At 42.6% G+C, this 24027-nt stretch carries 25 protein-coding genes and 1 tRNA gene; 17 read left to right on the forward strand and 9 right to left on the reverse strand.

Annotated features, from left to right (window positions below; translation table 11 throughout):
- The 3 genes from HY960_03990 to HY960_04000 all read left to right on the forward strand — a co-directional run.
- Nucleotides 1–160, forward strand: a 160-nt coding sequence (locus tag HY960_03990) for a hypothetical protein (GenBank protein MBI5214889.1), incomplete at its 5' end; no start/stop codon positions are given.
- A 180-nt stretch (nt 161–340) separates the two neighbouring features.
- A complete protein-coding gene (locus HY960_03995) occupies nt 341–844 on the forward strand; it encodes a hypothetical protein (GenBank protein ID MBI5214890.1) in 504 nt (167 codons plus the stop codon).
- A 90-nt stretch (nt 845–934) separates the two neighbouring features.
- The gene (locus HY960_04000) at nt 935–1549 is read left to right on the forward strand and encodes a YdeI/OmpD-associated family protein (protein MBI5214891.1); all 615 of its coding nucleotides are present in this window, start codon (nt 935–937) and stop codon (nt 1547–1549) included.
- Nucleotides 1550–1645: 96 nt separating this feature from the next.
- On the opposite strand, the gene HY960_04005 is transcribed toward HY960_04000, so the two are convergent.
- The 8 genes from HY960_04005 to HY960_04040 all read right to left on the reverse strand — a co-directional run bounded on the left by HY960_04005 (nt 1646) and on the right by HY960_04040 (nt 10631).
- Nucleotides 1646–2296, reverse strand: a complete 651-nt coding sequence (locus HY960_04005) for a riboflavin synthase (protein ID MBI5214892.1) — start codon at nt 2294–2296, stop codon at nt 1646–1648.
- Between the two features lie 106 nt (nt 2297–2402).
- Nucleotides 2403–3500: a bifunctional diaminohydroxyphosphoribosylaminopyrimidine deaminase/5-amino-6-(5-phosphoribosylamino)uracil reductase RibD gene (gene ribD / locus HY960_04010; protein MBI5214893.1), complete on the reverse strand. Its 1098-nt coding sequence runs from the start codon at nt 3498–3500 to the stop codon at nt 2403–2405.
- Between the two features lie 85 nt (nt 3501–3585).
- Entirely contained in the window at nt 3586–4590 is a 1005-nt protein-coding gene (locus tag HY960_04015; protein ID MBI5214894.1) for a Gfo/Idh/MocA family oxidoreductase, read from the reverse strand.
- A gap of 6 nt (nt 4591–4596) precedes the next feature.
- A complete protein-coding gene (locus tag HY960_04020) occupies nt 4597–6534 on the reverse strand; it encodes a 1-deoxy-D-xylulose-5-phosphate synthase (protein ID MBI5214895.1) in 1938 nt (645 codons plus the stop codon).
- Nucleotides 6534–6782 carry an exodeoxyribonuclease VII small subunit gene (locus HY960_04025; protein MBI5214896.1) on the reverse strand — a complete coding sequence of 83 codons (249 nt, stop codon included), beginning with the start codon at nt 6780–6782 and terminating at the stop codon, nt 6534–6536. The genes HY960_04020 and HY960_04025 overlap by 1 nt, the downstream gene beginning before the upstream one ends.
- A 27-nt stretch (nt 6783–6809) precedes the next feature.
- Entirely contained in the window at nt 6810–7994 is a 1185-nt protein-coding gene (locus HY960_04030) for an exodeoxyribonuclease VII large subunit (GenBank protein ID MBI5214897.1), read from the reverse strand.
- A 71-nt stretch (nt 7995–8065) separates the two neighbouring features.
- The gene (locus tag HY960_04035) at nt 8066–9811 is read right to left on the reverse strand and encodes a hypothetical protein (GenBank protein ID MBI5214898.1); all 1746 of its coding nucleotides are present in this window, start codon (nt 9809–9811) and stop codon (nt 8066–8068) included.
- The gene (locus HY960_04040; GenBank protein MBI5214899.1) at nt 9798–10631 is read right to left on the reverse strand and encodes a hypothetical protein; all 834 of its coding nucleotides are present in this window, start codon (nt 10629–10631) and stop codon (nt 9798–9800) included. Before HY960_04040 ends, HY960_04035 begins: the two co-directional genes overlap by 14 nt.
- Nucleotides 10632–10686: 55 nt before the next feature.
- Here HY960_04040 and HY960_04045 point away from each other — a divergent pair, with 55 nt between their 5' ends.
- From HY960_04045 to HY960_04095, 11 genes are all read left to right on the forward strand, one after another.
- Nucleotides 10687–11586, forward strand: coding sequence for a DUF4835 family protein (locus HY960_04045; protein ID MBI5214900.1), 900 nt, complete (start codon nt 10687–10689; stop codon nt 11584–11586).
- A 25-nt stretch (nt 11587–11611) separates the two neighbouring features.
- Entirely contained in the window at nt 11612–13051 is a 1440-nt protein-coding gene (locus HY960_04050) for a hypothetical protein (protein MBI5214901.1), read from the forward strand.
- 109 nt (nt 13052–13160) lie between these two features.
- Nucleotides 13161–13826 carry a YceH family protein gene (locus tag HY960_04055; protein MBI5214902.1) on the forward strand — a complete coding sequence of 222 codons (666 nt, stop codon included), beginning with the start codon at nt 13161–13163 and terminating at the stop codon, nt 13824–13826.
- Nucleotides 13827–13913: 87 nt separating this feature from the next.
- Entirely contained in the window at nt 13914–14690 is a 777-nt protein-coding gene (truA, locus tag HY960_04060; protein ID MBI5214903.1) for a tRNA pseudouridine(38-40) synthase TruA, read from the forward strand.
- Nucleotides 14691–14744: 54 nt separating this feature from the next.
- Nucleotides 14745–14818: transfer RNA gene (locus HY960_04065), tRNA-Met, on the forward strand.
- Between the two features lie 57 nt (nt 14819–14875).
- Nucleotides 14876–16258 (forward strand): tRNA lysidine(34) synthetase TilS, encoded by a 1383-nt coding sequence (tilS, locus tag HY960_04070; GenBank protein MBI5214904.1) that lies wholly within the window; start codon nt 14876–14878, stop codon nt 16256–16258.
- Nucleotides 16251–16811, forward strand: coding sequence for a hypoxanthine phosphoribosyltransferase (gene hpt / locus HY960_04075; protein ID MBI5214905.1), 561 nt, complete (start codon nt 16251–16253; stop codon nt 16809–16811). The genes tilS and hpt overlap by 8 nt, the downstream gene beginning before the upstream one ends.
- A gap of 179 nt (nt 16812–16990) precedes the next feature.
- Nucleotides 16991–18946, forward strand: a complete 1956-nt coding sequence (locus HY960_04080) for an ATP-dependent metallopeptidase FtsH/Yme1/Tma family protein (GenBank protein ID MBI5214906.1) — start codon at nt 16991–16993, stop codon at nt 18944–18946.
- A 2-nt stretch (nt 18947–18948) separates the two neighbouring features.
- Entirely contained in the window at nt 18949–19608 is a 660-nt protein-coding gene (locus HY960_04085) for a dolichol kinase (protein ID MBI5214907.1), read from the forward strand.
- Nucleotides 19605–20072, forward strand: a complete 468-nt coding sequence (locus HY960_04090) for a hypothetical protein (GenBank protein ID MBI5214908.1) — start codon at nt 19605–19607, stop codon at nt 20070–20072. The genes HY960_04085 and HY960_04090 overlap by 4 nt, the downstream gene beginning before the upstream one ends.
- Before the next feature lie 215 nt (nt 20073–20287).
- Nucleotides 20288–21148 carry a site-2 protease family protein gene (locus HY960_04095; GenBank protein MBI5214909.1) on the forward strand — a complete coding sequence of 287 codons (861 nt, stop codon included), beginning with the start codon at nt 20288–20290 and terminating at the stop codon, nt 21146–21148.
- Between the two features lie 90 nt (nt 21149–21238).
- Here HY960_04095 and HY960_04100 read toward each other — a convergent pair whose 3' ends face one another.
- Nucleotides 21239–21415, reverse strand: coding sequence for a hypothetical protein (locus HY960_04100; protein MBI5214910.1), 177 nt, complete (start codon nt 21413–21415; stop codon nt 21239–21241).
- 132 nt (nt 21416–21547) lie between these two features.
- Here HY960_04100 and HY960_04105 point away from each other — a divergent pair, with 132 nt between their 5' ends.
- The 3 genes from HY960_04105 (at nt 21548) to HY960_04115 (ending at nt 24018) form a co-directional block, all read left to right on the forward strand.
- Nucleotides 21548–22231: a Rieske 2Fe-2S domain-containing protein gene (locus HY960_04105; protein MBI5214911.1), complete on the forward strand. Its 684-nt coding sequence runs from the start codon at nt 21548–21550 to the stop codon at nt 22229–22231.
- Nucleotides 22232–22336: 105 nt separating this feature from the next.
- Nucleotides 22337–23113, forward strand: a complete 777-nt coding sequence (locus tag HY960_04110) for a cytochrome b N-terminal domain-containing protein (protein ID MBI5214912.1) — start codon at nt 22337–22339, stop codon at nt 23111–23113.
- A gap of 20 nt (nt 23114–23133) precedes the next feature.
- Nucleotides 23134–24018, forward strand: coding sequence for a cytochrome C (locus HY960_04115; GenBank protein ID MBI5214913.1), 885 nt, complete (start codon nt 23134–23136; stop codon nt 24016–24018).
- Nucleotides 24019–24027: the final 9 nt, after the last annotated feature.

Here is a 24027-nt window from a genome sequence, read left to right on the forward strand (position 1 = left end):
ATTCTTCAATCCGAACGTAACCAACACCTTCAACCTCGGTGGTGGTGGTACCTGCAATCTTCGCCTCGGTTATGTGTTCACAGTTCCTGCGAACACAAACATCGCTGGTGATGCATATGTTGGTCAAATTCTCACCAATGCATACTACACAGGTCTATAATTAACACTTGTAGTAATTCAACCCCGCATGTGAACAACATGCGGGGTTTTTTATTAAAAAACTTTTTTTGTTTCATTTTCACAACTACTTTAGTATATTTGCACTACTAAAATTTGTTGAGCTGTCAAATTGTAATAAATATCTAAACATTCTATTCCTTAAGATTACCAGTATAATATTATGAAACATTTGATTTTGATTGCATTAACTTTATCAATAATAACAAGCGCAAGTTTCGCACAGCTGACTGTTGCCGCTTCTGATGGCGGAGTTGATGGCGTACTTCGCGGTATTACTTATACTTTGGTTTATGACCCCTTTGCTGGAACAAGCACAGTATCACCAAATAATAACGGTGAAGCACCCAACGGCGACGTCGGTGTAGATATTTCCGGGAACATCAATTCCAACGTGACTGTTGAAATGAGTCTTCCCGACCATTTACTTGGGAGCGGCGGTACTTCGATGGCAATAACATTTCCTTCTTCCGGTCCAGGTTCCGGAGTTCGTGTTGAAACTGCAGGATTCTTCAACCCGAACATTACAAATACATTTAATCTCGGCGGAGGAGGAACAAGCAACCTACGACTTGGATATACGTTTACAGTTCCTCCCAACACCAATATTTCCGGTGATGCTATGGTGGGACAGATTCTCATCAACGTATATTATACTGGACTATAATTACAATCTTCCTTTTTTTAGCCCTACGTTTTTGTAATAACGTAGGGTTTTTTATTTTCATCAATTTTATGGAATCATTGTTTACCGGTTATGGCTACTAAAGACAAACGTGTTGATGCATACATTGCAAACTCTGCAGATTTTGCTAAACCTATTCTAACACATTTACGAAACCTTGTTCATCAGGCATGTCCTGATGTTGAAGAAACGATGAAGTGGAGTTTTCCTCACTTCGATTATAAGGGAATGATGTGCAGTATGGCTTCATTCAAACAACATTGTGCTTTCAGTTTCTGGAAGGCATCGCTAATGAAGGATAGAACATTGATGGAAAATGCAAAGTCGGAAAAAGCAATGGGTCATCTGGGAAAGATTACTTCTTTAGCAGACCTTCCGAAAGACAAACTACTACTCAACTATATCAAGGAAGCCGCACGATTGAATGACGATGGAGTGAAACTACCACAGAAACCAAAATCGTCTTTAAAGAAAGACTTAAAGATACCGGATTACTTCCTTCATGCGTTAAAGAAAGATAAGAAAGCAATTCAAACATTCAATGAATTTTCTTACTCGCACAAGAAGGAATATGTTGAATGGATTACAGAGGCAAAAACTGAAGAAACAAAATTGAAACGATTGGAAACTGCTGTGCAATGGATGGCGGAAGGGAAACCCAAAAATTGGAAATACCTGAAGAAATAAGAAACCTCAGTAATAAATTAACAGAATTAACAGGTTGAATTGTTCAAACACGCCTCTCATACTCACTCAATGTCGTTATGGTGAGGTGAATTACTTTTAAAATCCCTCCTCCCGTAAATACACTTCCGTAAGTGAACTCTTCATTTTCTTTTCCCCTGTTGTTTCACTCATCATCCTCTCAATATACTTTCCAATCAAATCAAACTCAAGATTCACCATCGTTCCGTTCTTATATTGTTGGAAAATTGTATTCTCAAGTGTGTGAGGAATAATTGAAACCCGAACAACACTTTCTTCTATCTCAGCAATTGTCAAACTCACTCCATCAATAGCAATCGAACCGACAGGGATGATGTAGTTCTTGAATTGTTCAGGAATTTCAATCGAATACATCGTACTGTTTCCACGCTGTACTATCGTCTTTATCGTTCCGACTGTATCAACATGTCCAAGGACAAGATGACCGCCGAGACGTTCATTCAAACGCATCGGCAATTCAAGATTCACCCGGCTTCCTGTTTGAAGCGAACCAAGCGTTGTTTTCTTCAACGTCTCTTCTACGCTTTCAACATCAAACGTATCGTTACTTCGCCACACAACCGTATGACACGCGCCGTTAATCGAAACGCTATCGTTTACTTTCAACTCCGGCGAATACTTCGGCGCAGAAACCCGGAAGCGAATTCCTCCACCCTGTCTCTGAACGCTTTGAATCGTTCCTACTTCTTCAATAATTCCTGTAAACATTCTCAGTTAAAAATTAAAAATGAAAAGTTAAAAATTCATTGGTGATTGATGTCTAACAAATAACCTAAAACTAAAACCAATAACTAAAAACCAGAAACTATCTCAGTTATCTACAATAAGATTCAATCAAAAAATCACTTCCAATCGCCCGGACGGATACATCTTGAAGTTTGATTTCATTTCCGAGCAATCGCTTCGGAAGTTCTTCAAACACGTTCAATCCCTGACCGAGAATTTTCGGAGCGATGAAACACATCATCTTATCGGCAAGATTTCGTTCGAGAAAATGGCTGAATGTTGTCGCTCCTCCTTCAACCAACAGTGAAGCGATTCCTTTTTCACCCAAGACTTTCAAAATATTTTCAAGCGACATGTAACCGGGAACCGGGTCAGGCATTTCTATGATTTCAACACCGAGACTTTCCAAATACGATTTTTTATCGTTCTGCTTCCGTCCCCTCATTTTACTTGTGAAGAGAAGTGTCTTTGCAGATGTATCATGGAATATCTTTGCATCCTCCGAAAGAGAGAAGTTTCCGTCAAGAATTACCCGTACAGGATTTCTCCCTTGAACTTGTCGAACCGTCAAGAGCGAATCATCTGCTTTGATTGTCCCTGCACCGACGAGTACTGCATCATATTCCGCTCGCAACTGGTGAACATGGTGAAGCGACTCTTCCCCGGTAATCCATTTCGACTTCCTGTTTCTGTCGGCAATCTTTCCATCAAGTGTTTGTGCAATCTTCAAAGTGACGAACGGCCTGTTTGTAAGAATATATTTTGTAAATGCTTCATTCAACTTCTTCGTTTCATCTTCAAGCAGACCAAACTCAACTTCAATCCCTGCTTTCTGCAGTTGCTTGATTCCCTTGCCGCTTACTTTTGGATTCGGGTCCAACATTCCGACCACAACACGTTTAATTTTTGATTTGATAAGCAACTTTGTACATGGCGGCGTTTTGCCGAAATAATTACACGGTTCCAGATTCACATACACCGTCGCTCCGCTCACCGATTCCCTTGCGCTGTTGATTGCATTCACTTCCGCATGCGCTTCACCGAATTTCTGATGATACCCTGTTCCAATCACCTTCCCGTTCTTTACAATCACACATCCAACCATCGGATTAGGACTGACACTTCCAGCGCCCTTGCGCGCAAGTGACAAGCATTGTTTTATGTATTTAATATCAAAGTTTTTCATTTATTTAATTCCCCTCTCTTTTTAAGAGAAGGGGCAAGGGGATGAGTTATAAAATCCTCAACGAGTAACCGATAACTGATAACAGTTAACGTAACACCACTTCCTTTCCTTTCGCCGCAGACTTATACAGCGCATCCACAACTTTCATCCGTTGAACTGCTTCTTCGCCGGAAGAAATAATCGGATGAAATCCATGAACCGCTCCAACAAAATGTTTGAACTCATTCTCATAACTTTTCTTGTAGAGATGTTGCGGCGAATCTGCTTTTACGGGAGTGACATTCACCAAATTGCCATGAAGTTTCTTATGAATTCTCAGAGGATTGATTGTTGCGCTTCCTTCCGAACCATAGAATTCACAATAAAAGAAATCTTGTTCTGATTGAAACGTCCAACTCGCTTCAAAGAAAACGGAGACGCCGTACTTCATTTCAAGAAAGCCGAGACACGTATCTTCTACACTTTTCGTTTCGTGGCGATACATTTTAGCGCTCACCCGTTGCACTGCCGGAAAGCCGAGCATCCACAACGACATATCCAGCAGGACAATTCCTAAATCAAGAAACACACCACCGCCTGCTTTTTCTTTTTTTGTCAACCAAACACGGTCGGCAGTAAGTTTTTTCAACCAACCGGCTTTCACGTAATATACTTTTCCGAGTTCGCCCCCTTCAATAAAACTTTTCAGAATCATTGTGTCGGGGCGAAAGCGATTGTTCATCCCCACCATCAACTTTCGTTTGTATTCCTTCGCCGCTTCTGCCATCTTCACCGCTTCATCATAATGCCGCGCAATCGGTTTCTCGACGAAGACATCTTTCCCTGCTTGCATCGAAGCAATCGCAACAGGAAGATGCGCGTCGGTACTTGTACAAATATCAACTGCGTGAAGGTCTTCCACCTTCAACATTTCCTGATAATCGCTGTACCATCGTTTGATATTAAATTTTTCTGCAATGAGTTTTGCCCGCGACTTGTCCTTATCGCACACGGCGACAACTTCCACGTCGTCCATCTTTGTCAGAATCGGGAGATGAAAAATCTGTGCAACCCATCCCAGCCCGACTAACCCTATTCGTACTTTCTCCATAAGTTTTTATCTGTATTGATTGTGTAATGAAGGTAATGCGTTTTGTATTTGTAGAAACTCTTTCGTAGTCATCGCAATGCCATCAGCATCAAGTCCGAGCATTGCGTGCAGTTCTGCCGGTGTTCCATGTTCAACAAAATCATTTGGCAAACCATGAACTTTTACATGGACGCCGGTGATATTCCGTTGATTCATGCACTCCAACACTGCTCCCCCAAAGCCACTTGAAATGACATGGTCTTCAACCGTTACAACATATTTGAAACGATAACAAATTTCTTCAATGAGCGCGCCGTCAATTGGTTTTACGAAACGCATGTTCACAACTTCTGCTTCGATTCCTTCTTTTGAAAGTTGTTGCGCCGCTTTGATTGAAGGATATACCATGTTTCCGATTGCAAGAATTGCAACATCCTTTCCCGAACGGAGAATCTCGCCTTTGCCGATTGCCAATCTATCGAAATGTTGTTTGAGCGGAACTCCATAGACCGTTCCTCGCGGGTAACGCATCGCAATCGGTCCGTTGTACTCGACTGCCGTGTGTAACATATCCCGCATTTCATTCTCATCTTTTGGTGCCATGATGACCATATCCTGAATACATCGCAAGTACGCGAAATCCAACACGCCATGATGCGTCGGACCATCAGAACCGACCACACCTCCTCTATCCATCACGAACACAACATGCAAATGTTGAAGCGAAACATCATGCACGATTTGGTCAAATGCTCGTTGAAGAAAAGTCGAATAAATTGCAACGACCGGAATATATCCTTCAGTAGCCATTCCCGCAGCGAATGTTACCGCATGTTGCTCTGCAATGCCGACATCAAAAAATCGTTCAGGCATTTCTTGATGCAGGATAGTCAAACCGGTTCCGTCTGCCATCGCCGCTGTAATGCCGACAACTTTTTGGTTCATCTTGCAAACATCAACCATCGTCTTGCCGAAGACGGTCGTATATTGAGGAAGTTCTCCCTCTTTCTTTGGTGATTTGCCTGTAACTTTGTCGAACGGATTGACACCATGCAATCGTGTTGCATCAACTTCTGCCGGACCGTACCCTTTTCCTTTTTCACTCAACACATGAATGAAAATCGGACCATGTAAATCTTTCACATGCTGAAATATCTCGACCAACTTCACGATGTTGTGTCCATTCACCGGACCAAAATATCTGAAGCCTAATGCTTCAAACAACATTCCGGGAGTGACAATTGCTTTCACTCCTCGCTCAACTTTTTGTGCAACCGAGCGCAATCTATCGCCGAGTGCATCCAATTTCCCGGTCAAGTCCCAAACACTTGCTTTGAATTTATTGTATGCAGGATGAGTCAGCATTTCATTGAAGTAATCATGAAATGTCCAGATATTTGGATTAATGGAAGAGAGCGAACCCATCTGATTATCGTTCAACACAACAATCAAATCTTTTTTCAGGAGTCCGGCGTTGTTCATCGCTTCGTATGCCATTCCCCCGGTCATTGCTCCATCGCCGATGATGGCAACGACTTTGTAATTCTCGTTTGCAAAATCCCGTGCGGTTGCAACACCAAGTGCGGCAGAGATTGAAGTGCTTGCATGTCCCGCACCGAATACATCGTATTCGCTTTCATCGCGTTTCAAAAATCCACTCAAGCCGTGCAATTGCCGAATCGTGTGAAATCTGTCTTTTCTTCCGGTAAGAATTTTATGCGGGTATGCCTGATGTCCCGTATCCCAAATCAGTTTGTCTTTTGGTGTTTCGAAGACGTAATGCAACGCAACGGCGAGTTCAACTGCGCCAAGTCCCGCTCCCAAATGCCCACCGACTTTCGAGATTGTATCAATGATAAACTCACGTACATCCGAGCAAACTCCTTTCAACTCCGAAACGGGAAGCCGTCTTAAATGTTCCGGCAGGTCAATTTCATTCAAATATTTGTATTGATGTTCTGACATTATTCTTCTTCCGTTCCTTCTGAAAACAATTCAAAATTTCCTTTTGCATCTTTGCTCAATCGCTTTAACTTCAATTCGGCTGAATTCAATTTCTCAACACACTGTTTTGAAATCGAAATTCCTTCTTCATAAAGTTTCAGCGCATCATCAAGCGGAACATTCCCCTCTTCCAACGATTCAACAATTTCTTCCAATCGTTTCAGGGAATATTCAAATGTATCTTTTTTTTCTTTAGATGTTTTACTCACGTTTTACTAATGACAAATGACTAATGACTATTGACCAACGGTAGCGCTAATTCTTCCATCATGAAACTGCATCTCAACTTCGTCATTTAATTGAAGAGCAGATGCGTTACTTATAACTCGTCCATCCTTTTGAACCATCGCATACCCGCGCTTCAACACTTGGTGCGGGTCAACTGAAGCAAGACGATGATGAATCGAATCAAGATGTTGCTTAACAAACGTGAAGCGATGTGAAATAGTTCGCTCAAGTGTGTTTCTCAGTTCATCCGAACGCTGGGAATACTGACGTAACAAATCGAGCGGACGGTTGAACGCATAACTTTTTAATAATGATTCAATCGTTTCGCGATGCGATTGAATTGTATCTCCGAGATACTGTTCGAGTGAATAATAATAGTTGATGATATTTTCTGCTAGTTCATTTTTGTTCGGAACAACAAGTTCCGCCGCGGCAGAAGGAGTCGGCGCACGTAAATCGGCGACAAAATCTGCAATGGTAAAATCAATCTCATGTCCGACAGCGCTGACCACCGGAATTTTTGATGCAAAGATTGCCCGCGCAACAACTTCTTCATTAAATGCCCACAAATCTTCCAGCGAACCGCCGCCGCGCCCGACAATCAGAACATCAATCTCACCGAACGTATTGAAATCTTTTATTGCTTCTGCAATTTCTTCCGATGCGCCTGTCCCTTGCACTTTCACCGGAAACAAAATCACTTCGACAGATGGAAATCTTCTCGAAATAATATTCAACATGTCCTGAAGTGCCGCGCCTGTTGGTGAAGTTACAATTCCGATTCTCTCCGGATAGTGTGGAATCGGTTTCTTATTCTCTTGTTCGAACAATCCTTCTGCGGCAAGTTTCTGTTTGAGCTTTTCAAACGCAAGTTGTAGTTCACCGATCCCGAGCGGTTGTAACGAGATGCAGTCTATCTGATAATTTCCCCGTGGTTCATACACCGTGATACTTCCGCGAGCGACGACTTTCATTCCATCTTGCGGAGAAAAAAACAAATTCGCCGCACGACTTCTCCACATCACAGCCGATATTTGAGCGCTCTCATCCTTCAACGTGAAATACAAATGTCCTGACGAATGACGCTTGAAGTTTGAAATCTCGCCGCTGATAGAAACCTTCGAGAAATCTGTTTCCAGTACACTTTTAATACGTCGTGTCAGTTCACCGACTGATATTACTTGATTGCTCATGCGGTGCAAATATATGCAAAAGATTGCTGATTGCCGATTTTTGATTTCAGATTGGACGCATCATCGAAAAACTAAAAACGATAATCCAGTTGTATGCCCACCCTGTTATCCCGATTTGACGGAAGTTCATCAAGTCCGCTCCCGATTCGCTTCACATCCTCTCTTACAATGTCTGAATATTTCATCGTAAGTTGGAGTGAGTTAAGAATTTCATATTTCAAAAATGTGTACCACCGAACACCTTCGCCATAAAGTATCGGAACGGAAAGAACTCCGGGCAAATCGTTTTCGTACTCTGCAACTCCCGCATCGAATGAATCAGACCTGAAAAAAACTAAACGGAAATTAAATGATACGTTTCTTGTGGCAGTAACTCCTACATCTCCGTACGCAAGCAAACCCTTCTCTTCCACATTGTTCTTCTGAACATCAACAAACTCGACACGACCGCGTAGTTTTACATTCTTCGAGAATCTATAATCTCCGTTCATTCTGATTGATTGTTTCGTTCGTGTTGTTCCGTCTTCCTCAATTCTCTTTCCGGAATATCGAAGCGTTGTGAGAAGTTTGCTCACCAATCTCGATTCAACATTCACCATAAAATCATTTCCATGTGAAGGAAAAACTGAAGAGAATGTCGCATCCGGGAACCTGAACATGTCGAAGTATCCAGAAACATTCAACAAACGATGCAGTTTCATTTTCATTCCGAGATACCAACCCTCTTCGTTTGATAAGTCAGAGCCTTCAGCAAATCCGTTTCCGTGCAAATTAAAAAATCCTGTCCCATAATTTCGATACGAAGTGATAATATCAATTTGTTGAGTCGGTTTCAGCACCGCACTTGAATTTCCTGCGATTGCTTTTGAACTGCTTCTTCCCCACTCACCAAACAATTTCAACTTATGAAATACTAAATTATAGTTGAGCGAAACAATCGAATTCTCATCACCTGAAAATCCATTACTTAACATTAACGGGTGAGAATAACTTGAATAGTATCCGTTCAGACCAACTGTATTCGTTTCTGATAGTTTGTACGTAACCGTCCCTCCGAACAAATTTTCTGTGAATGTGCCTTGCTTCTGTTTTTCATTTTCAGTTCTGAAATAACCGGAAGTGTAAATGCTGGTAATAATTTCTTTCCAAGAAGTTGTGTCAAGCGTCCCGTCCAATTTTCGGTTTGAATAAAATCCGCTAACAGAAAACTCAGATGATTCAATTTGAAACGCACCTCCCCGGAGAAATGCATGTTCATCTGCCGAGGAATACGAGACCAACCCGCGTGGCTTTCGCTGAACAGGCGCAACGACGTTGACTCCTTTGCTCACGTCATAGCCGCGCCAGAGTGAAATGCCTTGTCCCGCTTCAACAAGAAAATCACCAGCAATAATTTTTGTGAATGGTCCGACGGAAGTTAGTTGAAGAAATCCTGAAGTAAAATTCGTGAACTGTTCCTCTCCCGCATCTTTTTCAAGCAAAAGTCCGCCCGCGATATGTTCTCCCTGATAAAATTTTAATCGCTGATAAAACTTCAACGGTGAACCAAGGTACGTCCCGTTTCGGTATCCTTCCGCTTCTTGCAATTTTTGAATGAGACGCGAACGGAATTCCGCTTTGACATTTGTAAAAAGCATCGCATCCAATTCATCCAGCAATGATGATTCGTCATCGCTCACTGATTGCTCAACTAACGATTCAAGACTATCGTTAGCATCAAGCGTATCAGTTTCTAATGAGTCTACTTCAACTTGTGCAAAAACTGCAGTTGAAAAGCAGAATAAAAGAAAAAAAAGAATAAATTTACTCTTCATCATCGAACGTAAAAAGAATTGATGCCTGATGCGTCAAACCGAAATCCTGATGAGTGTAAAAAGCATAGTCAACTTCAAACATGGAATAACGAACTCCGATTCCGGTCGAGTATGATGTCGGTTCATCAGAAATTCCCGCACGAAGAGCAACCGATTCAACAAGCCAATACTCAAATCCGAATCTCGGTGATGCAGATTGCTGTATCTCTTTTACATAATCAAGCATGAGTGAAAATTCTTGGAGCGGTTGGTAAGAAACTCCAACTGAAAAGGTGCGGGCAAGTTGCTCTTTGCTTTCACCGATTGTCGGACTGCTCAGGTTTGTTGCCGAGAGTCCGATTTTCACCTGACGATGAACAGGAACAAGAAATCCGACATCAAATCCAACGGCTCCGCTTGAACCATAATTTTTGATATTCACATTCTGGTAGTTCAGATTCAAACCAACACTTATTTCAGAAATCTTTCTTGAATAACTCAATGTAAACGCAAGTTCCTTGTACAAATCAAAACCATAACTCGTTACACCAAGTCCGAAATTTCCCATAGATGTTGGAACCATTCCCGCAAGAGCGCCGTTTGATAATTCGGAAAGTCCGACGGTTTGCGGCGAATAGAACAAAGCAACCTGAATATTCTTCAGGTTCGATAAACCGGCAGGATTGTAATAGATTGACCAGACATCATCTGCCGAACCAACGAACGCACCACCAAATGCCCGTTGACGCGCACCGATGTCACGTCGTTCAAAACCTGCCTGCATTGTTTCGGACTCAAATAAAAAAAGCGCAATCAATACAGCAAATAGATAAAGTATTCTCATAATTTCTCTTGACGATAGACCGTCATTTCGTTATATTGTAAAAAAAATGATGACCATGAAAAAAATAATTCTTGTTGTTACATTCTTTCTCTGCACATTCGCACCGGTTGTCGCACAGGAAATTGAGTGTGAAGTAAAAATCAATGTCGAACAACTTACAGCCGAAGGTCGGGAAAACCTTGACGACTTTGTTCAACAATTACGGCAATATATCAACGGACACAAATGGACGAATGTTGATTTCGGTGATTTGAAAATCAAATGCAATCTGGAAATTTCGTTTCTTGGCGTCAACGATAGCAAACGATATACAGCACAGGCATTCATCGGGGCGCAACGCCCTATTCACAAAAGCGACCGAAACACCGCTACTATGCGCATCCTTGATGATAAATGGGAGTTCGAGTATGTCCGTTCGCAATCCATGATTCATGATGAATATCGTTTCGACCCGCTCTTAAGTTTTATTGATTTTTATATGTATGTCATTCTCGGTCACGATTTCGATTCATACAAAGCGTTTGATGGTACTGTCTATTTTGAAAAAGCAGTTGACATCGTGAACAAATCCCGCGGCATGAGCGGCGGAAAAGGTTGGGAATCAACTTCGCAAACAATTTATTCGCGAGGACAATTCATTGAAGAAATTCTTAATCCCAATTATCGCGACATCCGAAAAACATTTTTTACCTATCATTATAATGGTTTGGACTTGCTTCAATCCAAACATGAAAAAGCACAGAATAACATCATCACCGCGCTGGAAAGTATAGGGAAACTTCGTGAGAAAATCAACCAGCAAACATTGTTAATGCGACTTTTTTTTGATACAAAGTATCTTGAAATTGCAGAAACATTTCTTGATTACCCCGACCGAAGTGTCTATGAAAAGTTAGTAAAGATTGACCCTTCACATCAAAAAACGTATGAGGAATACGCCTACAAGCCCCGTTAGTTAATTTCCTGACACTGAGAGTATCATGCTCTTAAAGAATCTTATTCTGTTTTTCTGCTTTCTCGGCATTTCTCCATCCTTTTCATTTTCACAAAATCCATATTCATGGAGAACTCTTCCCAAGCCCACAATACAAACACTAAGTTCTGTTTTTTTTATTGATAGTGTCACGGGTTGGGTGGCTGGAAAAGAAGGAGTCGTTTTCAAAACAACAAACAGTGGCACAAGTTGGCTTCAACAAACTTCCGGCACTACCTCGGAGATTGTAGAAATATTTATGCTCAACCACATGCGCGGTTGGATGCTCGCCCCAAAGTACGCCACACAACCGGGCGAGTGGTATGGGACATTCTATTTGCAAACAACAAACGGTGGAACAACCTGGTCACTGACTGAATATCCCGAAATATTCCTCTACTCAATCGCATTCAATGATTCATTGAACGGTCTCGTTGGTGGTGAACAGGGGTTGCTTCTCCGGACTGATGATGGCGGGGAGACATGGAAAGTGACCGATATTGAAAGTACGTTGGTGTCATACCGTCCATTGAGAAAAATCAGATATTATTCAGATGATTTTGTTATGGCAGTAGGTGGGCAAGCGGAATTTGCCGGTCCAATTTGGCGTTCGACAAACGGAGGTCAATCATGGCGTGTATTTCTGACGGCAGATAAACTTGACGATTTCCAGTTTATTGATTCACTCAACATTGTTGCAGTGGGAGGTGGACTTGATGACGGCGCGGCTGCGGCGCGTAGCACCGATGGCGGGTGGACTTGGAACTTTCAATATATCGGTATGTTCGGAACAGCGAAAGCAATTGCGTTCAGAACTCCTTCTGAAGCATTTACTCCGCTTACAAATACAGGAACATTTATCTACACTGGAGATTCAGGCATATCATGGACTGAAAAGTTTACTCCCGATAGTTCATACGTCAACGATGTTTTTTTTACCGATGAGCGACACGGATATATGGTCGGCAAAAACGGTTCTGTGTTCAAGTATAATCATCCGAGAAGTTTTCAAGTCAACCAGCAGTGGAACATAATCTCGATTCCTGTTTTAAGAACAATTTCCCTTAAGGATTCCCTCTTTCCTACTGCAAGTTCAAGTGTGTTTATATTTTCTCCTACAGGATATGAAATAAGAGATACGCTAACCAACGGCACAGGCTATTGGTTGAAATTCCCAACGGCACAAACAATTCAACTCGAAGGTTATCCAATCCAAAGCGATACTATTGCAATTTTGGAGGGATGGAATATGGTCGGTTCGATTACTGAGCCGGTTTCTGTTTCAGCGATTACCTCTCAACCTGCTGAACTTACACTTTCTCAATTTTTTGGGTATTCATCCGGCTACTCAGTCGCCGATACAATTCAACCCGGAAAAGGTTACTGGGTGAAATCGAATGTTGCGGGAAACATTATTTTGAACACAGAATCTGTTCTTGTGAAATAGAACCTTTATTGATACGGTTAGTGGTTACTGGTTTGTGGTTTCAGTTTTTTGTTTTTGGTTTCCCGCCTCCGTAACATGTATCAAGCATCAAGAATCAAGTATTTAATTTATGGCATTATTATTAAATGAAATTGAAGTCCGAGTTCTCGGCTCCCTTATTGAAAAAGAAATTTGCACACCGGATTATTATCCGATGACACTCAACGCTCTCGCAAATGCGTGCAACCAAAAAAATAATCGTGACCCGATTGTAAATTATGAAGAGACAACCGTAGTACGTGGCTTGGATTCATTGCGGGATAAAAGTCTCGTTGCAATGGTAACGGGCGCAGGAATGAGAGTTCCCAAATACCGGCAGAAAATTACCGAAGTACTTGCACTTACTGAACAACAAGTGGCTGTGATGGATATTCTTATGTTACGCGGACCTCAAACAGTCGGTGAATTACGAAATCGCGGTTCTGTTCTTTTTGCATTTCAGAGTTTGGATGAAGTGGAAGCAGTGTTGCAAACGTTGATGGAAAGAACTCCGGATGTACTCGTTGCAACACTTCCCAGACTTGCGGGACAAAAAGAAACTCGTTTCGCTCATCTCCTGTGTGGTGAACCTCAAATCGTTCAAAGTAATGTAACGCTTCCGCCGGAACCGGCTCGTGTTCAGGTTCTTTCGGAGAATGAACGAATCACGAAACTTGAAACGACAGTGCTTTCGCTTCAAACTCAGATGGAAGAATTGAAGAACCAGTTTGCTAATTTCAGAAAACAATTCGAGTGAACACCATTGAATCATTTTCGATTGATTCATTGATGATTGCTTCATCAAAATGGCTCAATGATTCAATCGTCAATCATCAATAACTATATGTCGAGACTTAAAATCAAAATAGAATACGAAGGGACGCGTTACTCCGGCTGGCAAATTCAGAAAAATGCCAGAACCATTCAGGGCGAACTCATGTCGGCGGTGAAAACCGTTTTTCAAACCACCGATTTTGAATTTTATGGTTCCGGAAGAACCGATGCAGGAGTTCATGCGCTCGAACAGGTTGCACACTTAGATGTTCACACCGTACTCGCTCCCCATATTATCCGCATGAAACTCAACGATGAACTCCCTGCCGACATAAATATTCTTGATGTCGAAAAAACTTCGAAAACCTTTCACGCACGCCACGATGCCGAAGCACGGAGTTATCTCTATCAAATATCAAAGAGAAGAACAGCGTTCGGCAAACGATTTGTGTGGTGGATTAAAGATAGATTGAACGTTCAACAGATGCAGACCTCCTCTCAACTCTTCATCGGATTGAAAAACCTTCAATCGTTCACCGCTGACGACCCGGAAGAGAAATCAACCAAAGCATTAATTGATGAAATCAGAATTCTGGAAGATGACAATTTGATTCTGCTCCGCATTACAAGTTCTCATTTCCTCTGGAAAATGGTTCGACAGATTGTCGGCGTTCTAGCGGAAGTTGGTCGTGGAAGTCTTTCAATTCAGGATGTGGAACGGTTCCTCAAAATCAAATCAGGTGAACCGGCAAAGTTTACCGCGCCTCCTTCGGGATTGTTTTTAGAAAAAATCTATTACAAGGGAGACGAACGACTTACTGAAATGCTACCGACTCTCAGAATGTAATCTCTTCTCGGCTTTGTAAATCAGCCCATTCTTCGTATATTTGCAAGCCTTTATGGCGGGGTAGCTCAGCAGGTTAGAGCAACGGAATCATAATCCGTGTGTCGGGGGTTCGACTCCCTCCCCCGCTACTATCATCCGTCCCTTTGAATTGCGAATTCAAAGGGATTTCTTTATTCTGTATTACTATGCTGAAAGAATCATTCCTCCATACATTCCAGCAACACGCCACTCGTGAACACCTTCTCAACGAAGGAGACAGCATCGTTGTGGCTGTTAGCGGTGGAATTGATTCGATGACGTTGCTGAATATTCTTGTTCGATTACAAAAAGATTGGAATTTTCAACTTTGCGTCGCGCATTTCAATCATAAATTAAGGGAGGAAGAATCCGAAGAGGACGAAGCGTTTGTCAAACAAACTGCCGAACGATTAAATCTCCCGTTTTATTCAAAAAGTGCTAAAACTAATGAACTTTCTGAGGGAAACGGAAAATCCATTCAAGTAGTAGCCCGTGAACTCCGCTACGATTTTTTTCAACAACTTCGACTCTCGCTTGGATATCATAAAATTGCAACCGCTCATAACGCAAATGATAATGCTGAAACAGTTCTGTTCAATTTGCTCAGAGGAAGCGGTGTAAAAGGTTTATGCGGGATTCCTTCAGCCCGTTCGGAGGCGGGAATTATTCGTCCGTTACTGTTTGCAACACGCGAACAAATCCGTCACTTCGTGGAGGAGCATTCCATCACGTACCGGGAAGATTCATCAAACAAGAAAACAGATTACTCAAGAAATCTTCTTCGACATCATATTTTCCCGATTCTCCATCAAACCATCAATCCTAATTTGACGGAAACACTGAACCGGAATTCTGAACTTTTCTCGATGCTTGAGAGTTATCTGACTGTTCAATCCGTTGAATGGAAAAAACAACTTCTTACATCAGTTTCTGGCGAAGAAATTATCGTTGACCGTGAATTGTTGTCAAAGCAACATGAATTTGTTCAATACCAATTTCTTCACACTCTTGCAAAGGAATTTTCTCATTCTGAAGTTTCATTTGAAACGGTGAGAGAAATGTTGGCAATCGCATCATCGGAGACCGGTTCGTGGTGCCCGATTGATGAACACTCGATGTTCTATCGCGATAGAAATCATGTAGTGGTAGCACGGCAGCCGAACAGCGAGAATTTTCAAGTCCTTGTTTCTCCTCCTGAGCATATTCATCGAGACGAATTTGATTTTGTAACATCGTTCGTCCCGGAAGCGAATTTTTCCGCGAACCGCTCAATTGAATTTATTGATGCAAGCAAGTTGGGAAAAGACATTCTCCTCAGAAATTGGAAGAACGGCGATTGGTTCATCCCGCTCGGCATGAACGAAAAGAAAAAGTTAAGCGATTATTTTATCGAACAAAAAGTACCCCGCTTCAAGAAACAATCCATCCCGATTCTCACATCAGACGAAAATATCGTTTGGGTGTGCGGTCAGCGGTTGGATGAGCGGTACAAAGTAACATCATCAACCACATCAATCCTTAAAATGGAATACGAGCCGATTCATGGCTAAATCAAAAAAAGAAACACTTCAACTCGGCAACGATACTTTTGAACTGTATCTTAGTGAAGAACGGATTCAACAGCGTGTGCAACAACTTGCCAGAAAAATCAGTAAAGACTACAAAGGTCACGTCCCAATCTTCATCGGTGTACTGAATGGTGCATTTATTTTCATGTCCGATTTAATTCGGAATGTCACGATTGATTGTGAAGTGGACTTTCTCAAACTTTCAAGTTACGGCGATGCAAAAATCAGTTCCGGCAAAGTTACACTGTTGAAAGAACTCAACTGCGATGTTAAAGGTCGCGACATTATTGTTGTCGAAGATATCATTGACTCAGGATTATCAATTGATTTTATGAAGCGCCTCATCACCGTATTGAAACCGCGCTCGGTCAACATCGCTTCATTGTTATACAAAAAGAAAGCAATTAAAATTCATACGCCTATTAAATACATAGGATTCAAAATAACTAACGATTTTGTCATCGGCTACGGATTAGATTACGCGCAGAAAGAAAGAAATTTAAGAGCCGTCTATCGGCTGAAAAAAAAGAAGTAACAATTCCGTCGTTCCTGCGAACGTAGGATGTAATTTAATGAATGAGACAAATGTCGGAATATGTCCGGCATGACGTGAACAATACTATCGAATTAGAATTTATGGAAGAACAAAAACAAGATAAGCAAACCTCAAAACCGTCAAGGAAGTTTCCGAAACCGAAGAAGAATCGTCCGACGATGCCTCAACGACCGGATGATGATTTCAATTGGAACCGAGTTGTCCGTGTTGTGTTGAGTTGGTCGGCAATCATTCTCGGCGTCTTCATCATCATGACGCTTTTTCGCGCTACCGAAGAGCAGGAAACCGATATCGGATTTAACCAGTATCAGGAATTGCTTCGCGCAGGGAAAATCAAAGAAGCAACTATCAAAAAGACTGACATAGAAAATTTCGATTTTCATGGCATCCTCAAAACACCGGAAGAATTTCAGTCCACTTCCGGCAAAAAAGTGATGGTGGAAAAATTCCATGTTACCCTTCCGTTCGTTGATGGAACTGTAATCAACGAATGGAATCAGATGGAATTGAAATTTAATATCGTGAAAGAAGATAACACGTGGATGAGCGCGTTGATAAGCGCCCTCCCTTGGATTCTGATTCTCGCCGTCTGGCTAATCTTCATGCGAAGAATGCAAGGTGTCGGAACGAAAGGTATTTTTTCCTTTGGAAAAAGCCGCGCAAAATTAATGACCGAAGCCTCTCCCAAAGTTACCTTTGCCGATGTTGCAGGGGCAGATGAAGCAAAATATGAGTTACAGGAAATCATCGAATTCCTGAAAGAACCATCAAAGTTTCAACGCCTTGGTGGAAAAATTCCCCGCGGTGTATTATTACTTGGTCCTCCCGGAACAGGAAAGACTTTACTCGCACGTGCAGTCGCTGGCGAAGCGGGCGTCCCCTTCTTCTCCATCTCCGGCGCTGATTTCGTTGAAATGTTTGTCGGTGTCGGTGCAAGTCGTGTTCGCGATTTATTCGAGACAGGAAAAAAGAACGCGCCTGCAATTATTTTCATTGATGAAATTGACGCAGTCGGTCGTCATCGCGGCTCAGGACTCGGCGGCGGACATGACGAACGTGAACAAACATTAAACGCACTGCTTGTAGAGATGGATGGATTTGACCAAAACAGTGGCGTCATTATCATCGCCGCAACAAACCGTCCCGACGTACTTGACCCGGCGTTGTTACGTCCCGGAAGATTTGACCGACAAGTTGTCGTTGACCGTCCTGACGTAAAAGGACGTGAAGGAATCTTCAAAGTTCACACACGACAAATTCCTCTTTCTCCCGATGTTTCATTAGAAACATTGGCAAAAGGAACTCCCGGTCTTTCCGGGGCAGATATTGCCAATCTCGTAAATGAGGCAGCGTTGCTTGCCGCAAGACGAAATGAAAAATTTGTTTCCATGCATCATTTTGAAGAAGCAAAAGATAAAGTCATGATGGGTGTGGAACGTAAGAGTTTAATTATTACCGATGAAGAGAAGAAGATTACCTCTTATCACGAATGTGGACATGTGTTGGTCGCCAGAAAGATACCGCAGGCAGACCCCGTCCATAAAGTCACTATCATTCCACGCGGTCGTGCGCTGGGAGTAACAACCTATCTTCCTATTGATGAGAAACATACATACTCCAAAGAATATCTCGAAGCGATGATTGCCTATGCACTTGGCGGTCGAGCGGCAGAGAAGTTGGTGTTCAATCAATTCACCACCGGAGCGGGAAATGATATTGAACGCGCATCCAACATCGCGCGGAAAATGGTCTGTGAATGGGGCATGAGCGAAAAACTCGGTCCACTTGCCTACGGCGCAAAAGAAGAAGAACTCTTCCTCGGTAGAGAAATTACTCGTTCACAAAATTACTCGGAAGATACAGCCGTTGCAATTGATGAAGAAGTAAAGCGAATTATCATGCACGGCATGGAACGAGCAGAAACTATTCTTGCCGAAAACATGGAAACACTTCATCGTATCTCTGCGGCTCTGCTCGAACGGGAAACGCTCGATGGAGATGAAATTGATATTTTGATTGCTGGCGGAGAACTTCCTCCATCACTCAGGAAGAACGGTCAGAGTAACACAGCAACACCGGAAGCAACTACATCCTCACAAGAAAGTACAACGTAAGTATGGAAGTCGGGCTATCGCAACATGATGGCTCTTACCGTGTTGAACTCGCTCGAAAGGCAATTCATTTCTGTTCCCTTTTGATCCCGGTTCTCTACTTTTTCCTGAATAAAGAAAACGCTCTGCTTCTCCTTGTTCCGGTAACTACTCTCTTTATCGGCGTTGATGTTGCACGTTACTATTCTCAGCCGCTTCAACAATGGTTCCTCCAAATGTTCGGTTGGATGTTACGGAAACACGAAACAGACGAAAAACGAAAACGACTCAACGGCGCTTCGTATGTTCTCATTTCAGCAACGATTTGCGTCATTGTCTTTCCAAAAGTTATTATGCTCAGTTGTTTCTCTGTTTTGATTATTTCCGATTTAACCGCCGCTCTTGTCGGCAAACGATTCGGACGTCATCGTTTCCTTTCTAAATCTCTTGAAGGAAGTCTCGCATTTCTCGTCAGCGGAATCATTGTCATTCTCCTCACTCCAAAAGTAGAACATCATTTCACAGAATATCTCATCGGGGTTATTGCCGTTGCCGTCGGAATGGTCATCGAAGCACTTCCAACATCGGTGGATGATAATCTGTCAATCCCACTCACGGTTGGCGCAACCATGTGGCTTCTCTATTTCCTCTTTTTACCATCATCAAACATTTTTATTTTAGGATGAAACAACAACGAGTCTATTTATCCGGCGGAATGGAATATGCCGACGGCGAAGGCGCAAGTTGGCGCCAAACAATGCAACTGTGGCTCGAGACAGAACTCGGACATTCTGTTTTTAATCCCAACGTCGAGAGCGACATGTTCTTCGCATCGAAATACCCTGATGTTGATTTCCGGAAAGCAAAGATAGAAAACATTACCTTGTATCAGGAAATCGTCCGGCATCTTGTCGAAATTGATTGCAAAGAAATCGCCGAACATTCCGATTACGTCATTTGCTATTGGGATGACGGAGCGGCAAAAGGCGCAGGCACGAAAGGCGAACTCACGATGGCAAAATATTTCAACAAGCCAGTCTATCTCGTAACAACATTCAAACTTCACGACATACCGGGATGGGTGCTTGGTTGTACGACGAAATTTTTCCAATCTTTCGATGAACTCAGAACCTTTCTAAAAGCATTGTAGAGTGTTGGTCGAAATATGATTTCTTCATTCATTATTTGTTATTCATCATTCGACATTTTTCTGAATAATGAATATCGAATTTTCAATTCCGAATGTTGAAAGATTTTTGAGGGCAACCTCAACTTAATAATTTTGCAATGACAAAAACCATCTTCACATATCTCCTCCACCTCGGACTCTTCATCCTCACATTCATCACGGTGACAATTGCCGGAGTGCAATGGCTGAACAAAAACCCGTTCGAACTCCTGTACTTTGCCGACGGACTTCCCTACTCCCTTTCGCTCCTTGCAATCATCTCTGCGCACGAATTCGGACATTACTTTGCGGCGAAGGCGCACAACATAAAAACAACGCTCCCCTTTTACATTCCCGCTCCATCGTTCCTCGTCAATCCCTTCGGCACAATGGGCGCAGTCATTCGTGTCCGAGAACCACTAAAAACACGAAAAGCATTATTCGATATTGGCATCGCCGGTCCCGTTGCAGGGCTTGTCGTAACAATACCAATTCTCTTCTACGGATTTGCAACACTCCCGCCAAAGGAATTCCTCTACACACTTCATCCTGAATACATGAATCTCGAAACCCTCCCGACACAAGGCATGACATTCGGAACATCCATCTATTTTTGGTTAATGAAAGAATGGTTCTCCTATCAACCATTCATCCCCCCGATGAACGAAATCTATCACTATCCATATCTCTGCGCGGGATGGTTCGGCTTATTCATGACAGCGCTTAATCTTCTCCCCATCGGACAGTTAGATGGCGGACATATTCTGTACGCGCTCATCGGAAAAGCGCAACGACACGTTGCATACATTTTCTTTCTCCTCTTAATTCTCACAGGATTTGCAAGCGTCTATTCATTATTCATCTGGAAAGTACAACTCGGTTCTATTGGCTGGCTCTTGTGGGCAGTAGTATTATACTTCATCATCAAAATCGAACACCCCCCAATCAACGATGAAGAACCCCTCACACCCGGAAGAAAATACCTCGGCTGGATTATTTTAATCTTCTTCCTCCTCACCTTCCCACCCATTCCCTTCTATGATTTCACACCATTCTAATTAGTTAATTGGTGATTGGTGATTAGTGAATTGCCCTTAGCAACTCAGGGTTGCTGACTAATTAATTAGTTCTTGATGAAACCCGCATGATCAAAATAAAAAAGTAGCCGCAGACTTCATGTCTGCGTCTTTAATGAGCCTCTCGCCAAATAGACATTGCGAGCGAAGCGAAGCAATCTCACTATCGAAAGTTAGACGAAATGCCGGGTTGAGAGCGCCGTGCGCCATCCCCTCGGGACCTCGTCGCTTCGCTTCTTGCAAAGACACTTTTCAGTATTCGGCAACCGCCCTTCAAAACTGTGGAACTGTTTGTCTAACTCCGAATTTTTCTCTATATTTTGCCGCTTTTTCAAGCCATCATTTTCAAGTTCTTACTTTTAGTTAATTCATTTTTTAGGAATGGAAACACAAAACGGGTCAGTGACAGAACCCCAATCTGTCAATTCTCCTACAGTCGCCGCTCCTGCGCCGACTGAAACTCAACCTGCAAAGACTGCAACTCCTGCGGCTCCTAAACCTGTCGCCAAAGCCGCGTCTCCAGCCCCTGCTGTTAAAAAACCAAAACAAGACCGTCCTCCGGAAAACGACCACGGCATTTGGCGTATCAGCCGACGAAACTTCTTTTCTGTTGCCGGTTGGGCGGCATTCTTTGTCTTTATTGCAACATCTACCGTTGCTTCGCTTCGTATGATGTTCCCTCGTATTCTTTTTGAACCCCCATCGACATTTAAAGCAGGCATCCCCGACGATTATCTCATCGGAGAAGTAAGTGAAAAGTATAAAGACGATTACCGGGTGTGGATTGTTCGTGAAGTTGAAGGATTCTATGCTCTCTCTGCAATCTGCACACATTTAGGTTGTACTCCCCGATGGCTCGCGGCAGAAAGTAAATTCAAATGTCCCTGCCACGGAAGCGGCTTCCGGCAAACAGGAATCAACTTTGAAGGTCCAGCTCCGCGTCCACTTGAACGGTTAAAAATTTCCCTTGCCGAAGATGGTCAGATTCTGATTGACCGGAACATCAAGTTCTTATTTGAAAAAGGAGATTGGATTAAACCGGACGCATTCCTCAAATACTCTTAGATTCAAATTTTAGGATTCATGATTTGAGATTTGAGTTTTGTGATTTGTTGAAGACTCATTGCCTTCTATCAAACATAAAATATTTTTTGATTTACAATTCGACTCATGTTAAAATTACGAGAAAAATTACAACAAACTGAAGTTTGGAAGTCAATCTTCCGACATAATTATCAAGACACCAATCGTAACCGCGCGTTACAGATTGTGGACAACGTGTTTCTACACCTCCACCCCGTCCGCATTTCACGTCACGCAACGAACATCGGTTTCACTTGGGGAATGGGTGGAATTACATTTCTCCTTTTTCTTGTACTCACAATCACCGGCGTCATTCTTATGTTCTACTATCGCCCCGCGGCAGAGTATGCTTATGAAGATATGAAGTACTTGATGAACGACGTTGCATTCGGTCCCCTCATGCGGAACATGCACAGATGGTCGGCGCACGCGATGGTCATTACTGTCATGCTTCACATGTTCAGGGTGTTTCTTACCGGTTCGTACAAGCCACCAAGACAATTCAACTGGGTTGTCGGTGTGATTCTTCTCGTATTAACATTGCTTCTTAGTTTCACAGGATATTTACTTCCGTGGGACCAACTTGCAATCTGGGCTGTCACTGTCGGAACGAACATGGCGCGTGCTACTCCCATCCTCGGACACGAAGGTCCATTCGGTCCTGAATTAGGAATGAGAATTGACAACGACATTCGTTTCGTTTTGCTCGGCGGAACACAAGTCGGACCGCCAACATTGCTTCGGTTCTATGTCGGTCATTGTATTTTCTTACCAATCATTGCTTCCATCTTTATGATTGTCCACTTCTGGAGAATCAGAAAAGACGGAGGGATTTCCGGTCCAACCTCAACCGGTAAAGAGTAACAAATCAATTTAATAACGTCATGCATAATTTTTGGGAAATAGTTTCTAAGCCGGACAATATTCCGATTGTCCTTTTACTTGTTTTAGTCGTAGGATATACATGGTGGTATTTCAAAAAGGCTTTGAAAAATGACAATCAAGGCTTTCTCGATGAAGAAAAACTGAGTGAGAAAGTGCAGGTGTGGCCCAATCTCGTTCGTGTAGAGTTTTTGGCAACCTTATTCGTCATGGTTATCCTTGTCTTCTGGTCATTCCTGCTCGATGCGCCGCTTGAACAACCTGCAAACCCGACACTCACACCGAATCCATCGAAAGCCCCTTGGTACTTTCTCGGTCTTCAGGAAATGCTCGTCTATTTCGACCCGTGGATTGCAGGCGTCGTTCTTCCTACTATTATCATTATCGGATTGATGGCAATCCCCTACATCGATATTAATAAAAAAGGGAACGGATACTATACATACAAAGAACGGAAGTTTGCCATTCTCACCTACTGTTTCGGGTTTCTTATTCTTTGGGTTGCGTTAATTGTTCTTGGAACATTTTGGCGCGGACCGGGATGGTACTTTTTCCATCCGTGGGAAGAATGGGATACGCATCGCGTTGTCGCATTAACAAACATAGATTTATCAGAACTCTTTGGTATTCATACTCGCAATGCAGATAGCAGTCTCAATCCCGTTGCCGTTATCTTCGGTGTCGTTTTGATTGCCGGCTATTTTGCTCTCGCTCCCTTGTATTGGCTCTGGAAGAAAAATACTGACGTCATGAAAGCGCTCGGTGTTGTTAAATATAACATCGTCGCCTTTCTCTTCCTGTCAATGATGTCTCTTCCGATTAAAATGGTGCTTCGCATCTTTCTGAACATCAAATACATTCTCGTCACTCCTTGGTTCAACATCTAAGAAGAATTA

This window comes from Ignavibacteriota bacterium (genome assembly GCA_016212665.1).
In the GTDB taxonomy this organism is placed as follows: Bacteria; Bacteroidota; Ignavibacteria; order UBA10030; family SZUA-254; genus FW602-bin19.

Excerpts from the sequence above, each read along its gene's own strand:
- HY960_04105 (MBI5214911.1), top strand. The coding sequence starts at position 21,548 with ATGGAAACACAAAACGGGTCAGTGACAGAACCCCAATCTGTCAATTCT.
- HY960_04085 (MBI5214907.1), top strand. The coding sequence starts at position 18,949 with ATGGAAGTCGGGCTATCGCAACATGATGGCTCTTACCGTGTTGAACTC.
- HY960_04000 (MBI5214891.1), top strand. The coding sequence starts at position 935 with ATGGCTACTAAAGACAAACGTGTTGATGCATACATTGCAAACTCTGCA.
- HY960_04030 (MBI5214897.1), bottom strand. The coding sequence starts at position 7,994 with ATGAGCAATCAAGTAATATCAGTCGGTGAACTGACACGACGTATTAAA.
- HY960_04080 (MBI5214906.1), top strand. The coding sequence starts at position 16,991 with ATGCCTCAACGACCGGATGATGATTTCAATTGGAACCGAGTTGTCCGT.
- HY960_04040 (MBI5214899.1), bottom strand. The coding sequence starts at position 10,631 with ATGAGAATACTTTATCTATTTGCTGTATTGATTGCGCTTTTTTTATTT.
- truA (MBI5214903.1), top strand. The coding sequence starts at position 13,914 with ATGTCGAGACTTAAAATCAAAATAGAATACGAAGGGACGCGTTACTCC.
- HY960_03995 (MBI5214890.1), top strand. The coding sequence starts at position 341 with ATGAAACATTTGATTTTGATTGCATTAACTTTATCAATAATAACAAGC.
- HY960_04020 (MBI5214895.1), bottom strand. The coding sequence starts at position 6,534 with ATGTCAGAACATCAATACAAATATTTGAATGAAATTGACCTGCCGGAA.
- HY960_04090 (MBI5214908.1), top strand. The coding sequence starts at position 19,605 with ATGAAACAACAACGAGTCTATTTATCCGGCGGAATGGAATATGCCGAC.
- HY960_04115 (MBI5214913.1), top strand. The coding sequence starts at position 23,134 with ATGCATAATTTTTGGGAAATAGTTTCTAAGCCGGACAATATTCCGATT.
- HY960_04110 (MBI5214912.1), top strand. The coding sequence starts at position 22,337 with ATGTTAAAATTACGAGAAAAATTACAACAAACTGAAGTTTGGAAGTCA.
- ribD (MBI5214893.1), bottom strand. The coding sequence starts at position 3,500 with ATGAAAAACTTTGATATTAAATACATAAAACAATGCTTGTCACTTGCG.
- HY960_04015 (MBI5214894.1), bottom strand. The coding sequence starts at position 4,590 with ATGGAGAAAGTACGAATAGGGTTAGTCGGGCTGGGATGGGTTGCACAG.
- hpt (MBI5214905.1), top strand. The coding sequence starts at position 16,251 with ATGGCTAAATCAAAAAAAGAAACACTTCAACTCGGCAACGATACTTTT.
- HY960_04005 (MBI5214892.1), bottom strand. The coding sequence starts at position 2,296 with ATGTTTACAGGAATTATTGAAGAAGTAGGAACGATTCAAAGCGTTCAG.
- HY960_04035 (MBI5214898.1), bottom strand. The coding sequence starts at position 9,811 with ATGATGAAGAGTAAATTTATTCTTTTTTTTCTTTTATTCTGCTTTTCA.
- HY960_04055 (MBI5214902.1), top strand. The coding sequence starts at position 13,161 with ATGGCATTATTATTAAATGAAATTGAAGTCCGAGTTCTCGGCTCCCTT.
- HY960_04050 (MBI5214901.1), top strand. The coding sequence starts at position 11,612 with ATGCTCTTAAAGAATCTTATTCTGTTTTTCTGCTTTCTCGGCATTTCT.
- tilS (MBI5214904.1), top strand. The coding sequence starts at position 14,876 with ATGCTGAAAGAATCATTCCTCCATACATTCCAGCAACACGCCACTCGT.
- HY960_04045 (MBI5214900.1), top strand. The coding sequence starts at position 10,687 with ATGAAAAAAATAATTCTTGTTGTTACATTCTTTCTCTGCACATTCGCA.